Consider the following 13,160-nt stretch of genomic DNA (forward strand, 5'->3'; position numbering starts at 1 on the left):
CAGGCGAGTCCAACGGCCCGCGGGCCCCGGCCGCCACCCCGATCGGGCGGACGCCAGCCGGCCCCGGCTATTCCTCGCGCTCTGTGGTGAAGGCCAGCGGATAATCCTGGCTGCGGGCCCAGTCGTTGGCCATGCCGGCCTTGGTCTCGGCCACCTCGCGGGTGTAGACGGCGACCACGCAGGCCCCCTTGCGATGCGCGGTCAGCATCACGCCATAGGCCTCGCCCTCGGTCATCCGGAACACGGATTTCAGCACCGTTACGACAAATTCGCGCGGGGTGAAATCGTCGTTCAGCAGGATGACCTTGTACAGCTTGGGCCGCTCGGTGCGGGGCTTGGCCTTGGTCTTTGGCAGGGTGACGGTGTCTTGCATCTCCGGACCTCTTGGCTGCGGGACCGTGGCAATCTTGGCCCAATATCGGCCATCGGGGCGTCGGAATCCACCAAAAACCCGCAAAAGGCGCACTGCCCGCCGGTTCAGCAGTCCGCCGGGAAATCCAGCTTCATCACCGTGCCGTCGGAATTGCCCGTCAGCGAATAGGCCGCCCGCATCTGGTGGGCCGAGGCCTCCATCACCGGCAGGCCGAGCGAGCCGCCCTCGCGTTCCGCGGGCAGGCCCACGCCATTGTCCGAGCAGGTCAGCAGAATGCTGTCGCCCTCGCATTCCCCGCGGATCGACAGGACGCCGGGCCGGCCGTCGGGATAGGCATGTTTGAAGGTGTTGGCCGCGAATTCGTTCAGGATCACGCCAAGCGCCGTCGCCTGGGTCGAGGAGATCTCGGCATCCGCCACATCGACCTGGATCGAGACATTCTCGGGCGCGCCGCCGCTGATCAGGGTGGCCACCTTTTCGACAAAGGGGCGCATCGCCACCATGCCGTCGGTGGCCGAGCGATAGAGCGCCTCATGCAGGGCGGCAACGGTGTCGACCCGGCGCTGCACGATGCCAAGCGCCTCGCGCGTGCCGGGATGTTCGGCCCGGCGGGCCTGCAGCCGCGTCAGGGACGAAATGGACTGCAGCGAGTTCTTGACCCGGTGATCCACCTCCTTGCGCAGCAACTCTGCCTCGTGCAGGGCGCGGCGCAGGTCGAGCTGCGTCATCACCTGCCGGGCCAGCACCTTGAGCGTGTCCCGCTGCAGCGGCGTCAGCTCGTTCGGCTTCTGGTCCAGCACGCAGAGCGACCCGATGGGCAGGCCGTCGGGCGTGGTCAGCGCGGCGCCGGCGTAGAACCGCAGCTTGGGGTCGCCAAGCACCAGCGGATTGTCCAGCGTACGCGGATCGGTGGTGGTGTCGGTGATTTCCAGAAACCCGTCCGTCAGGATGGCATGCGAACAGATCGAACCTTCCAGAGTGGTTTCGCGCGTGCCCATTCCGACCTCGGCCTTGAACCATTGCCGGTCGCGATCCACCAGGCTGATGATGGACATCGGCATGCCGCAGATGGCCGAAGCCAGATTGACGATATCGTCGAACACCGCCTCCGGCTTGGTGTCCAACACGTCATATTCACGCAGCGCCGCCAGTCTGGCTTCCTGCGTGGGGTGAATGTCGGCTTTCATGGTGCTGCTGTCGTGTCTGCTGGTCGGGAAATGATCATGGTTGCGCGGCGGGGAACTGGCATTCTCTATACATGAATTCTTTTCGAAGCAATCCCGCCCTCCGGGCGTCGGCAGCTATCCAGACAATCCCGGCCCGGTCAACCGGGCCAGCAATTCGGTGGCATTGCGGACCTCGAATTTGCGCAAAAGTCTTGCGCGCACGTCCTCTACGCTGCGCGGGGACAGGCCCAGCTGGCGGGCGATCTCCTTGCTTGTGCCGCCACGGGCCAGCCCGGCGACCACGTCGCGCTCACGCGACGTCAAGGTCAAGGGCGCGGCGGCGGCCTCGCCCAGCGGGGCAAAGGTCATGACCAGCCTGTCCAGCGGCGATTCGGGGGTCAGGGTCCGGGCGCGGAACCGGCACCATATCCGGTCGCCGCCACGCCGGCGGATCAGACGCTCGTCCGAGTAAAGTCCCGCATCGCGCAGCGGGCCAAGGCCGATGTCGCGGATGTCCTCGAATTCCTTCTCGCTGTCGTAGAGCAGGCGAAAGCTCTGCCCGATCAGGCTGGCGCGGTCATAGCCGAAGAGTTCGGCAAAGGGCGCGTTGCAGCTGCGGATCACCCGGTGCTCGGTCAGCACGATGGCGACAGGCGCATGGTCGAAGGCCAGCGCCGCAGCGTCATCCAGGGGCTCCGTGCTCATGCCCGGCCCATCCCCGACCCTTCCAGCGCGCCCATCAGCCAGCCGCGGAACAGGCGCTGCGGCTGCGAGAGCGACCGCTCCTGCGCCGAGACCAGCCAGTAGCTGAGGCCGGTTGGGTGGAACCGGCCGAATGGCGCGACGATCTGGCCCCGGTCGAGCGCGTCACGGCACAGGGTTTCGAAGGCAAGGAACACCCCCTCCCCCGCCATTGCGGCGTCCAGGCACAGCGAGGCCTCGTTGAACTCCGGCCCGTCGCCCAGCAGGTCCTCGCTCAGCCCCTCGGGGCCAAGCCAGGCGTCCCATCCGAACATCGGGCTTGGCTCGCGGATGATCGGGACATGGGCCAGGTCGCGCGGCTGGTGCAGACGGCGCGCCCAGTCGGCGCTGCAGACCGGCGTGACCAGCTGGTCGAGCAGGCGTTCGCTGCGCACACCGCGATAGCCGCCGCGCCCGATGCGGATGGCAAAGTCGATATCCCCCGCATTCGGATCCACCAGCCCGATGCTGCTGTCGATCCGGATGCGCAGCTCGGGATGCGCCCGGGTGAAATCGGGCAGCCGCCAGATCAGCCAGCGCGCCGCAAAGATCGGGGCGACCGACACGGTCAACACCTGCGAACGGTCCCTCTGCGTCAGCTCGACCGCGGCGGAAAGCTGCCCGAATCCCTCGCGCAGCAGGCGGAATGTCTCTTGGCTGCCGGGCACCGGCACCATACCGCCCGGCCTGCGGTCAAAGAGGATGCGGCCCAGCGAGGCCTCGCACCGGGTGACCTGCTGGCTGACGGCCCCGGGCGAGACGCCCAGTTCACGCGCCGCGGCCGCCAAGGTGCCCAGCCGGGCCACCGCCTCGGCCGCGCGAAGGCCGTTCAAGTGGGTGCGTCGCAGGATATCCATTCAGATTTTCTAAATTAGCCATCACAGAACATGCAATTCCTTATTGCCCTGCGGCCCCCCATATTCCGGCTATCTGAAGAAAGGAGAAAACCATGCGAAATTGGTTCAGACATTTGATGACCCAAGGGCAACCGCCCCGACCGTCCAGCTGCGATCCGTTTGCCAATCCGGATATCGCACGGATGTCGCTGCGCGATCTGGCGGATTTGCCGCTGTCGCCCCCGCCAACCCCGCCGCGGGCGGCGGCCCCCGAACGGGCGGTGCGGCATGCCTCGGGCGCACGCCCCCGCTTGGACCCGCGCCGGGCGGCTGCTATCTGACTCTGCGGGGCCTTCCGCCCCGGAGCTGAAAGATGAGACCTGCCCGGCCTATCCTGCCGGCCCTGATGCTGGCCCCGACACTGGCCGTAACACTGGCCCTGACACTGGCCATCGCCTTTGCCGCGCCCGCCACTGCGCAGCAGGTTCAGGACTGCGACGCGCGCGCCAGCGCCCGCAACCTGGCCGAACCCTGGGACGCCAGTACGCGCACCTTTGCCAGCGGCGCGATCCGCCTGGCCATGATCGACATGATCGAACCGGCCGGCGCGCCCTTCTACCTGCTGGTCCTCTCGCCGCCCTATGACGAGATCGGCGACCGCCAGTGCCGCCTGATCGAGGGGCCCGGCAACATGGGCTTTTACAGCATGGACCTGGAAACCGCCGAAGCCAGCTATGATCCAGCCCTGGGGCTGACCGTCCGTGTGCCCATCAGACTGTACGGCCAGGGTGACATCCCGCGCGAAACCATGCTGGACGTGCTGATCAACCAGGCGACCGGCGATATCTCGGCGCGAGTGGCCGGATGACACCCCGCGGGCGGGCCGGGGGCGCGGCATGATCCTGGGCATCGGCACCGACCTGGCGAATATCGAACGGATAGAGGGCACGCTGGAGCGTTTCGGCGACAGGTTCCGCAACCGTGTCTTCACCGAGACCGAACAGCGCAAGGCCGAACGCCGCGCCGATACCGCCGGCACCTATGCCAAGAGATGGGCGGCGAAGGAGGCCTGTTCCAAGGCGCTTGGCACCGGCCTGCGCATGGGCATCTCGTGGAAGGACATGGCCGTCAGCAACCTGCGCACCGGCCAGCCCGTGATGCATGTCACAGGCTGGGCGGCGGAGCGTCTGGCCGCGATGACCCCGCCGGGGCACGAGGCGATCATCCACGTCACCCTGACCGACGATCACCCCTGGGCACAGGCCTTCGTGGTGATCGAGGCCCGGCCCCTTGCGCCCGAACCGGAGCGCGGCCCGTTCCGCAGCTAGCGGACCAAGGTCTTCACGAACGCGATATCCGTCTCGGTCGCCCAATAGGACAAGCCGCCGCGTTTGAACGCGTGTTCATAGCCCAGGCTGGACAGGATCGGCGGACAGTTGCCTGAATTGTCCTCGATCATGATGACCGGACGATCCCTGTGAATGGTGCGCCTGGCGCCTTCCAGTGCGCTGGCCTCGTGCCCTTCGATATCCAGATGTATCAGGCAGATGTCGTTCAGCGGCAGGTCGTCTATGCGGAACGCGGGAACAAGTTCGCGTGCCCTGCCGTCATCATCCGCAATGGTGGACGCCCCCCCGGCAAAGCGACCGTCTTCCTGTTCTGTCACGATTCCGACAATCGTGTTTGCATCCGACAGGGCCGCATTCTGGAGCCGGACATTCCCCAGCCCCATCCGCATCGCGTTGACACGCGCAAGCACGAAATTTTCAAGGACGGGTTCGAATGCATGCACCACTGACGCCGAACAGGACAGCGTATGCAGCATGTCGCCGTAGAACGCGCCGGCATGGATGACCGACCCGTTGCCCTTCCGGTCCAGGATTCGCTTGAAGTTCAAATGAGATAGCGGCTCGTAATACTGGCCTTCGAGGTTGTGCCGCAGGGCCGGGCGATGCAGCGCCCTGAAGGGAATGCAGACTTCGGTGGCATAGCCCAGCCGTTCATGGCTCAGTTTTACGCGGCGAAAAGGCACTTCGAACGCGTCGTCAGCCTCGTCCATGTTCGATGTCCTTACCGTCCGGGGGCGCGAGGCCCGCTGAAACAGATTGCGTAATCTGGTCGCAACCCCGCAACTCCACACAGCAACCTGCCTTGACTCCCCGTACGCGTCCACCCATGAAACCTGCGAGGCACCAGCAGGGACAGAGACAATGGCAAAAGAAGGCGGCATCGGCGGCGCAATCTGGGAAACCGTCAAGACGATCTTCTGGGCCCTGCTCATCGCCGGGGTCTTTCGCACCGTCTTCTACCAGCCGTTCTGGATCCCCTCCGGGTCGATGAAGGACACGCTGCTGATCGGCGACTTCCTCTTCGTGAACAAGATGGCCTATGGCTATTCCTACGCCTCCTGCCCGACGATCCGGCTGGCCCGCTTCGGGATCGAGGTCGACGCCAAGGACATCTGCGGCTTCCTCGACGGGGACAACACCCGCTTCCTGGGCCGGCAGCCCACGCGCGGCGATGTCGTGGTCTTCCGCCATCCGGCCACCGGGCAGGACTACATCAAGCGCCTCGTCGGCATGCCGGGCGATACGGTGCAGATGAAGGACAGCGTGCTCTACATCAACGGCGAGCCGGTGAAACTGGAAGACGGCGGCACCTTTGTCGAGACCTACGAGCGCCAGGGCCCCGAAGGCCGACCCCCGCGCTGCGAGAATGGCGCCGTCGGCCCCGGTGCCGATTGCCTGAAATCGCGCCAGATCGAAACGCTGCCCGGCGGCGTCTCGCATGACATCCTGAACATCGGCACCTATCGCAATTCGGACGAGACAGGCGTGTTCCATGTCCCCGAGGGGCAGTATTTCATGATGGGCGACAACCGCGACAACTCTCTGGACAGCCGGTTCGCTCCGGCGGCGGGCGGTGTCGGCTTCGTCCCCTTCGAGAATCTCATCGGCCGGGCGGACCGGATCATGTTCTCTTCTGCCGGGCGTTCGATGCTGTTCTTCTGGACCTGGCGCAGCGACCGTTTCTTCAAGGGCATCACGTGATCGACGGGCGGGCACGGGTGCGCCCGACGGCGGCGTGAAGCTGTCGGCCGAGCAGAAGGCCTTCGAGGCGCGCCTCGGGCACCGTTTCGCACGGGCCGAGCTGTTGCAGCGGGCGCTGACGCATTCCTCGATCTCCTCGCCCACCCGCAGCGACAACCAGCGGCTGGAATTCCTCGGCGACCGCGTTCTGGGGCTGGTCATGGCCGAGGCGCTGCTGGCCGAGGACCGCGCCGCGACCGAGGGCCAGCTGGCCCCGCGTTACAACGCCCTGGTCCGCAAGGAGGCCTGCGCCGACGTGGCCCGCCAGGTCGACCTGGGCGCGGTGCTGAAACTGGGCCGGTCCGAGATGATGACCGGCGGGCGGCGCAAGCTGGCCCTGCTGGGCGACGGGATGGAGGCGGTGATAGCGGCCGTCTACCTCGACGGCGGGTTCGACGCGGCCAAGGCGATGATCCTGCGCCTGTGGGGCGAGCGCATCAAGAAGGTCGAGGCCGACGCCCGCGACCCCAAGACCGCGCTGCAGGAATGGGCCCAGGCCCGGGGCATGCCGCCGCCGGACTACATCCAGACCGACCGCAGCGGCCCGGACCATGCGCCCGTCTTCACCATCTGCGCCCGCCTCGCCGACGGGCAGGAGGCGACGGCCACCGCCGGGTCCAAGCGGCAGGCCGAACAGGCGGCGGCCGCCGCCCTGCTGGGCCGGGTCGAAGCGGACTGACGGGCGCCGCGCCCCGCGCCGTTGCAGATAGGCGCTGGCCGCAGGCGCCGAATTCCGGTACAGCGCACGCCTATTGTCATCGAAAGCACGCTCATGACCACACGCGCCGGATTCGTCGCCCTGATAGGCGAGCCCAATGCGGGCAAGTCGACCCTGCTGAACCGCATGGTCGGCGCCAAGGTGTCCATCGTGACCCACAAGGTGCAGACCACCCGCGCCCGCATCCGCGGCGTGGCGCTGGAGGGCGAGGCGCAGATCGTCTTTGTCGACACGCCGGGCCTTTTCCGTCCGCGCCGCAGGCTGGACCGCGCGATGGTCGCCGCCGCCTGGAGCGGGGCCGCCGATGCCGATGTCGTCGTCCTGATGGTCGAGGCGCATCGCGGCGTGACCGAGGGGGTGGAGCGCATCCTGGAAACCCTGCCCGAGGTCGCCACCGGGCGCACCGTGGCACTGGCGATCAACAAGATCGACCGGGTCGAGGCGCCCGTCCTGCTGGGCCTGAGCCGCGACCTGAACGAACGGTTCGAATTTGCCCAGACCTTCATGATCTCGGCCGAGCGCGGGCACGGGGTCGACGTGATGCGCCGCTGGCTGGCCGGGCAACTGCCCGAAGGCCCCTGGCTGTACCCCGAGGACCAGATCGCCGATCTGCCGATGCGCATGATCGCCGCCGAGATGACGCGCGAGAAGCTGACCCTGCGGCTGCACCAGGAAATCCCCTATCAGCTGACGGTCGAGACCGAGGCCTGGGAAGAGCGCAAGGACGGCTCTGCCCGGGTCGACCAGATCGTCTATGTCAGCCGCGACGGCCACAAGGGCATCGTGCTGGGCAACAAGGGCGAGACGATCAAGGCCGTCAGCAAGGCCGCCCGCGAAGAGCTGGAAGAGTTCATGGGCCGCCGCATCCACCTGTTCCTGCAGGTCAAGGTGCGCGAGAACTGGCTGGACGAGGCCGAGCGCTACTCGGAAATGGGTCTGAACTTCAAGGACGGCAACTGAGCCTGACGCGGCCCGGCCCGGGCCGGATGCAAAGGAATTGTGCTACTTTCGTCGCCCATCCGGCTGTCGCAATTGACGTGGACGTAAAGGGCCTTATTGCAGAAAAGTGCAAGGTTGCAACGGCGCGGTCACATTTCTCTCAATTCCGGAGTATGTCCCGATTCGCATTAATGCGTCAGGAATTGGCGCAACGGCGGAAAGCCGCCTGAGGGAGATTGCGCGATGCGCCTGATCACTTCGATATGGGTTTCGGCCTATCTGACCCGCCTCAGGCAGGAAAATATTCCGGCCTATGTCATTGCACATGGCGACGACACGGCGGGGGCCGTGCTGGTCAAGGTTAGCACCCTGGATGGCAAGGCCGCCAGCTATACCCGGGCCTTCGATCCCGGCACCGGGCAGCGCGGCTGGACCTCCCTTGTCTCGGGCCCGGAATCCGAGGTCGACGCGGCCATTCACAGACAGCGCGGATATGACCCGGATCTGTGGGTTATCGAAATCGAAGAAAGAACCGGGCGTCATTTATTGGACGAGCCGGGGATTTCCGATTGAAACCAATGCATTTTCGTGTTTCGGATAGAAAAGGGATTGTGCATTTGCAGGATTGGGCGTTGCACTTTCCCAAGAACCAGAAATAGACAGTTGTTCATGGTCCAAAAACAACGACTCTCTCCCGAAGACTGGCTGAATGCCGGGATTGACGCTCTGTCCCGCCTCGGGCCCGAGGGCCTCAAGGCCGAACCGCTTGCGCGGACGCTGCAGACGACCAAGGGGTCGTTCTACTGGCATTTCAAAGATGTGCCCGACTTTCAGCGCAAGGTCGTGGGCCATTGGTGCGACGGCGCCAGCGCCATGCCCGAGCTTCCCGGCAAGAAGAAGGAAGCGATCGCGGAATTGCACGACCGGATGGCCGAGGGCCTGTCCGACACCGGCCACCCCGAGGCCGCGCTGAGGGCCTGGGCCCGGACCGACGAAGATGTCGCGACAGCCCTGGCCAAGGTCGATGCCATCCAGCTGGAGCGGATCACCCAACTGCTGGACAAGGTCGGGGTGACCAATCCCGATGTGCCGCGCGCGCTCTATGCCGCGCGGATCGGGATCAGGCAGATCACCGAGGGCAGGGACAAGGCGAACCGCTCGGCCATGCGCAATATCGTGGACCTGGTGCTGGCCCTGCGCTGACGCATCTGCGGATCAAGGACATGACACCGGATCGCCCGCGGCGTTCCGGTGTTTCATGGTGCGGGGCCGGCGATCAGGCCGTGGCGGCTGTCAGCGCGGCATCCATCAGGGCGCGGATGTTGTCCTCGCGGGTCTCGGCGACAAGGCGGCCGATCTCGTCATCGCCTTTCAGAACCACCAGGGTCGACCGGCGCGGGATCTTCAACCGCGCGGCAAAGGTCGACTTGCCGTAGGTGTCCCAGTCGACCGCCACGAAGGTGATGTTCTGCTCATACGCCGGGTTCGCGGCCTTGAGCCTATCCATCACCCGTTCCTGCGCCTTGCAGGTCGTGCACCAGGACGCCTTGAAGTCCAGAAAGACGGTTTCGCCCGCGGCCAGACGGTCGCGGACCAGCCCGGGGGTGTAGTCCAGCGGCGCGGCCCGTGTGACGGCGGGCAGCAGCACGCTTGCCCCGGCCACTGCGATGAAGTCGCGTCGTTTCATGACATCTCCTCTGTTTGCAATGAATACGTCAGAACCGGACCGACAGATCAGTCAGCCAGCCCGGCAGGGTGTCCAGCGCCCAGGCCTCGGCCATGTGGTGCAGACGGAACAGGATCGCCAGCCCAACGGCGACAAAGATCGCGCCCATCAGCGGCCGGGCCCGGGCCGCGATGGCGCGCAGCAGGTCGCGCCGGGTGGTCAGCAGGGACCGGGCGCCGTAACCGAAGCCCAGGATCAGCGTGGCGACCCCGGCGGCAAAGGCGACCATGATCAGCGTCACCCAGCCCAGGTTGCGCCCCTGCGAGGCCAGCGAGATCGCGCCGCCCAGCGTCGGGCCGACACAGGGGCTCCAGACCGCGCCGAGCAGCATGCCGCCCAGGAACTGCCCGCCGGTGCCCGTGTGGTCCAGCCGGCCCATGCCCCGGTCGGCCCCTGCCGCGATCCCGCCGGTGGCATTGGAAAACGCCAGCGAGAAGCGGGGCACCAGCAGCACCAGGCCAAAGCCCACCATCAGCACCGCCCCGGCGCGCGAGACGCTTTGCTCGTCGATGCCCAGCAGGTAGCCGAAACTGGCGACCGTGACGCCCAGCACGACAAAGGACAGCGCCATGCCCGCGGCCAGCGCCGCAGGGCCCAGCCGTCCGGCCTGCAGCGCGGTGCCCAGCACAATGGGCAGAACCGGCAGGACGCAGGGGTTGATCAGTGTCAGCAGGCCCGCGAGATATGCAAATATCAGTTCCATCGCGGCCAGTTGCGCAAACAGCCGCCGGCCTGTCACCAGACATCTGCGTGATCCCGCTCACAGTGTTGCCAGCTTTGTTACCGGGCGCGCAGTTCAGAGCCCCCTTCCATCTGGTCGATCATCTGGCGCAGCAGCGCCGCGCGCCGGGGGCGGAAATTGGCCTGTGTCGGTGTCATCGCGGCGATGCGCGGCAGCAGGAAGCGGCGGAAATCCTCGCGCAGGCAGCACCAGGCCAGCAGGGTCGGGTGGCGGTCGGTAAAGACCAGGGCCAGGGGCATCACCCGCCGTTCGGTTTCCGCCCCCGCCGCGTCGGCATAGGCGATGTCGACCATGCGTTCCTCCCAGCAGGCCGCGCGCAGTTCGGCGACATAGGGCGGAACCGGCGGCGGGTTGAACTGATAGCTCATGCTCACGGCGTGGGCGATCTGCTGCTGCACCCGTCCCGGCAGAGAGCCCGAAATCTTGGCCAGCGCCCCCTCTGCCGCCCCGGCCAGCGCGGGGTCGCCGATCTGGCGCACCTCGGCCAGGCCCAGCACCAGCGCCTCGACCTCCAGCCGGTCGAACATCTGCGGCGGCAGGGCCGGATCCTCGGTCAGGGTATAGCCGAACCCCGCCTCGCCATCGATCACCGCCCCGCCGCTGCGCAGGGCGTCGATATCGCGGTAGAGCGTGCGCTCGGACACGCCTGTCTCTTCGGCCAGCCGCGCGGCGGTCACCGGCGGCGGGAGGGTCCGCAGCAGATGCAGCAGGCGGAACAGGCGGTCGGTGCGGGGCAAGCGGGCTCCTGACGGATTCTGACAGTACGGTGCCAGCATACTGCCCCTGTCACATCGAACAAGGAGAGCCCGACATGCTGACCTTCTACCATTCGCCCAAAACCCGTTCGACCCGCGTGCTGTCGCTGCTGCGCGAGCTGGGGCGCGATCAGGACGTCGAGACCCGGATCGTGTCGATCCCGCGCATCGACGGCACCGGCGGGCGCGACCCGTCGAACCCGCACCCCGACGGCAAGGTGCCGCTGCTGGTTCACGACGGCACGCTGATTTCCGAAACCTCGGCGATCATGCTCTACCTGACGGACATGTTCCCCGAGGCCGGCCTTGGCCCCCGGATCGGGGATCCGCTGCGCGGCGCCTACCTGACCTGGCTGGCCTGGTACGGCGACGTGATGGAGCCGGTCTATGTCGCGCAGGCTGCGGGCCTGTCGCACCCGGTGCTGCACGCCACGTTCCGCGACGTGCCCGAGGCGGTCGAGCGCCTGCGCACCGCCCTGGCCGATGGCCGTCCCTGGCTGCTGGGTGAGAGCTTTACCGCCGCCGACCTGCTGGTGCATTCGCCCTATGCCTGGTTCCGCGAGGCCACGCCCCAGGACCCGGTGATCGCCAACTGGGTCGACCGCTGCATGGCCCGCCCCGCTGCGCTCTGGGCGCTTGAACAGGACAGCCGCGCCCGGGTGGCCTGATGCGCGTTCAGGCGGTCCCTTCGGGGGCCGCCGCCTTCTGCCGGGACAGCTGCACCACCAGGATGCCGGCGGCCACGATCACCACCCCGATCACGTCGCGCAGGCCCACGGCCTCGCCCAGAACCACGGCGGCGACCAGCACGCCGAAGAACGGGTTCAGGAAGTGGAAGACCGAGGCCCGGACCGTCCCCACCTCGTTCACCAGGGTGAACCAGATCCAGGTCGCCACCAGCCCCGGCCAGATCAAGGTGTAGACAAAGGCCGCGACCAGCTGCCACGACCATCGCACCTCGAACGTCTCGAACATCAGCGCCAGAACGGCCAGCACCATGCCGCCGATCAGCATCTGCAGCCCCACGACCATCAGCACATTGCCGCCCGACGAGGCCCCCCGCGCCGACAGGGTCGCCACCGTCAGCGCCACCACCCCGATGACGCAGAGGACCACCCCGGTCGGATCGGCCCCGCCCGACAGGCGCCCGCCCATGATCACCAGCACGCCGCCAAAGCCCATCACCAGACCCAGCACCGCCACGCGCGGCAGCCGGTCGCGGAACACAACCCAGCCGGCCAGCGCCACCAGCAGCGGCATGGTCGAGGCCATGATCGAGGCCAGCGATGCCTCGATCGTCTGCATCGCCATGAAGAACAGGCCCAGATAGATCGCATTCTGGCAGACGCCAAAGATCGCCGTGCCGCGCCATTGCGCCCGTGTCAGGTGCCAGCTCTGCCCCATCATGCGGGCCAGGGCGATTCCCACGGCCCCCGAGATCAGGAATCGCAGCGACAGCGAGCCCAGCGGCGGCGCATGGGCCACGATCACCCGGGCCGAGGTAAAGGCCGAAGACCACAACAGGGCAAAGGTCAGCCCAAGGGCCAATGCGCGGATATTCATCAACTGCTCTCCCAGCCTCCCCAGCCTCGGCGCGACCTAACCAGATCGCACCGGCACGGAAAAGGCGATAGCGGCCCGCTGCACGGCTGCCGCGCGCCGCGAACCCTGGCCAAGGACAGCAAAGGGGCCGCGCCACTGCGCGACCCCTGACACCCCGAAAATGGGGAAAATCTATTGAAATCAGCCGTTAACGCTGTCTTTCAGGGCTTTCGCGATGGTCATCTTGACCACTTTGTCGGCCTCTTTCTTGAACTGCTCGCCGGTCGCGGGGTTGCGCACCATGCGCTCGGGGCGCTCACGGCAGTAGATCTTGCCGACGCCCGGCAGGGTCACGGCGCCGCCACCGGCGACTTCCTTGGTGATCACCGAAGTCACGGCGTCCAGTGCTGCCGAAGCGGTTTTCTTGTCGGCGCCCATCTCATCGGCCAGAGCGGCCACCAGTTGGGTCTTTGTCATCGGCTTTGCCATTGCTGGTCTCCTTCATCTGCCCGATGTCTTGGGCCTTATCCCCG

18 protein-coding genes are annotated in these 13,160 nt (G+C 66.7%); 8 read left to right on the top strand and 10 right to left on the bottom strand.

Features of this window, described 5'->3' with window-relative positions:
* Positions 1–67 precede the first annotated feature (67 nt).
* From clpS to GLS40_RS00310, 4 genes are all read right to left on the bottom strand, one after another.
* Positions 68–373, bottom strand: coding sequence for an ATP-dependent Clp protease adapter ClpS (clpS, locus tag GLS40_RS00295; protein ID WP_160380605.1), 306 nt, complete (start codon positions 371–373; stop codon positions 68–70).
* A 104-nt stretch (positions 374–477) separates the two neighbouring features.
* A complete protein-coding gene (locus GLS40_RS00300) occupies positions 478–1,560 on the bottom strand; it encodes a histidine kinase dimerization/phosphoacceptor domain -containing protein (RefSeq protein WP_160380606.1) in 1,083 nt (360 codons plus the stop codon).
* 114 nt (positions 1,561–1,674) lie between these two features.
* A complete protein-coding gene (locus GLS40_RS00305) occupies positions 1,675–2,244 on the bottom strand; it encodes a PAS and helix-turn-helix domain-containing protein (RefSeq protein ID WP_160380607.1) in 570 nt (189 codons plus the stop codon).
* Positions 2,241–3,137 (bottom strand): LysR substrate-binding domain-containing protein, encoded by an 897-nt coding sequence (locus GLS40_RS00310; protein ID WP_160380608.1) that lies wholly within the window; start codon positions 3,135–3,137, stop codon positions 2,241–2,243. The genes GLS40_RS00305 and GLS40_RS00310 overlap by 4 nt, the downstream gene beginning before the upstream one ends.
* Before the next feature lie 352 nt (positions 3,138–3,489).
* Between GLS40_RS00310 and GLS40_RS00315 the strand changes: the two genes are divergently transcribed.
* Positions 3,490–3,984 (top strand): hypothetical protein, encoded by a 495-nt coding sequence (locus tag GLS40_RS00315; RefSeq protein ID WP_235905729.1) that lies wholly within the window; start codon positions 3,490–3,492, stop codon positions 3,982–3,984.
* Positions 3,985–4,012: 28 nt separating this feature from the next.
* Positions 4,013–4,444 (top strand): holo-ACP synthase, encoded by a 432-nt coding sequence (gene acpS, locus GLS40_RS00320; protein WP_160380609.1) that lies wholly within the window; start codon positions 4,013–4,015, stop codon positions 4,442–4,444.
* Here acpS and GLS40_RS00325 read toward each other — a convergent pair.
* A complete protein-coding gene (locus GLS40_RS00325) occupies positions 4,441–5,175 on the bottom strand; it encodes an FkbM family methyltransferase (protein WP_160380610.1) in 735 nt (244 codons plus the stop codon). The genes acpS and GLS40_RS00325 overlap by 4 nt on opposite strands.
* Positions 5,176–5,326: 151 nt before the next feature.
* Here GLS40_RS00325 and lepB point away from each other — a divergent pair, with 151 nt between their 5' ends.
* The 5 genes from lepB (at position 5,327) to GLS40_RS00350 (ending at position 9,065) form a co-directional block, all read left to right on the top strand.
* On the top strand, positions 5,327–6,166 hold the full coding sequence (gene lepB, locus GLS40_RS00330; protein WP_160380611.1) for a signal peptidase I: 840 nt from the start codon (positions 5,327–5,329) through the stop codon (positions 6,164–6,166).
* Positions 6,167–6,200: 34 nt separating this feature from the next.
* On the top strand, positions 6,201–6,884 hold the full coding sequence (rnc, locus tag GLS40_RS00335) for a ribonuclease III (protein WP_160380612.1): 684 nt from the start codon (positions 6,201–6,203) through the stop codon (positions 6,882–6,884).
* Positions 6,885–6,977: 93 nt separating this feature from the next.
* Positions 6,978–7,883: a GTPase Era gene (gene era / locus GLS40_RS00340; protein WP_160380613.1), complete on the top strand. Its 906-nt coding sequence runs from the start codon at positions 6,978–6,980 to the stop codon at positions 7,881–7,883.
* Positions 7,884–8,105: 222 nt separating this feature from the next.
* Entirely contained in the window at positions 8,106–8,435 is a 330-nt protein-coding gene (locus GLS40_RS00345; RefSeq protein ID WP_160380614.1) for a DUF1491 family protein, read from the top strand.
* A gap of 96 nt (positions 8,436–8,531) precedes the next feature.
* Complete coding sequence (locus GLS40_RS00350; RefSeq protein WP_160380615.1) at positions 8,532–9,065, top strand: TetR/AcrR family transcriptional regulator; 534 nt, start codon at positions 8,532–8,534, stop codon at positions 9,063–9,065.
* Positions 9,066–9,138: 73 nt separating this feature from the next.
* On the opposite strand, the gene GLS40_RS00355 is transcribed toward GLS40_RS00350, so the two are convergent.
* From GLS40_RS00355 to GLS40_RS00365, 3 genes are all read right to left on the bottom strand, one after another.
* A complete protein-coding gene (locus tag GLS40_RS00355) occupies positions 9,139–9,549 on the bottom strand; it encodes a thioredoxin family protein (protein ID WP_160380616.1) in 411 nt (136 codons plus the stop codon).
* Between the two features lie 28 nt (positions 9,550–9,577).
* Positions 9,578–10,291 carry a cytochrome c biogenesis CcdA family protein gene (locus GLS40_RS00360; protein ID WP_160380617.1) on the bottom strand — a complete coding sequence of 238 codons (714 nt, stop codon included), beginning with the start codon at positions 10,289–10,291 and terminating at the stop codon, positions 9,578–9,580.
* A gap of 77 nt (positions 10,292–10,368) precedes the next feature.
* Positions 10,369–11,067: a helix-turn-helix transcriptional regulator gene (locus GLS40_RS00365; RefSeq protein ID WP_160380618.1), complete on the bottom strand. Its 699-nt coding sequence runs from the start codon at positions 11,065–11,067 to the stop codon at positions 10,369–10,371.
* 74 nt (positions 11,068–11,141) lie between these two features.
* Here GLS40_RS00365 and GLS40_RS00370 point away from each other — a divergent pair, with 74 nt between their 5' ends.
* Positions 11,142–11,753 (top strand): glutathione S-transferase family protein, encoded by a 612-nt coding sequence (locus tag GLS40_RS00370; RefSeq protein WP_160380619.1) that lies wholly within the window; start codon positions 11,142–11,144, stop codon positions 11,751–11,753.
* Positions 11,754–11,760: 7 nt separating this feature from the next.
* Here GLS40_RS00370 and GLS40_RS00375 read toward each other — a convergent pair whose 3' ends face one another.
* Both GLS40_RS00375 and GLS40_RS00380 read right to left on the bottom strand, forming a co-directional pair.
* Positions 11,761–12,648, bottom strand: coding sequence for a DMT family transporter (locus tag GLS40_RS00375; protein WP_160380620.1), 888 nt, complete (start codon positions 12,646–12,648; stop codon positions 11,761–11,763).
* A 180-nt stretch (positions 12,649–12,828) separates the two neighbouring features.
* On the bottom strand, positions 12,829–13,116 hold the full coding sequence (locus tag GLS40_RS00380) for an HU family DNA-binding protein (RefSeq protein WP_160380621.1): 288 nt from the start codon (positions 13,114–13,116) through the stop codon (positions 12,829–12,831).
* Between the last annotated feature and the right edge of the window lie 44 nt (positions 13,117–13,160).

The organism is Pseudooceanicola pacificus (assembly GCF_009789075.1).
GTDB classification, from domain to species: Bacteria; Pseudomonadota; Alphaproteobacteria; order Rhodobacterales; family Rhodobacteraceae; genus Pseudooceanicola; species Pseudooceanicola pacificus.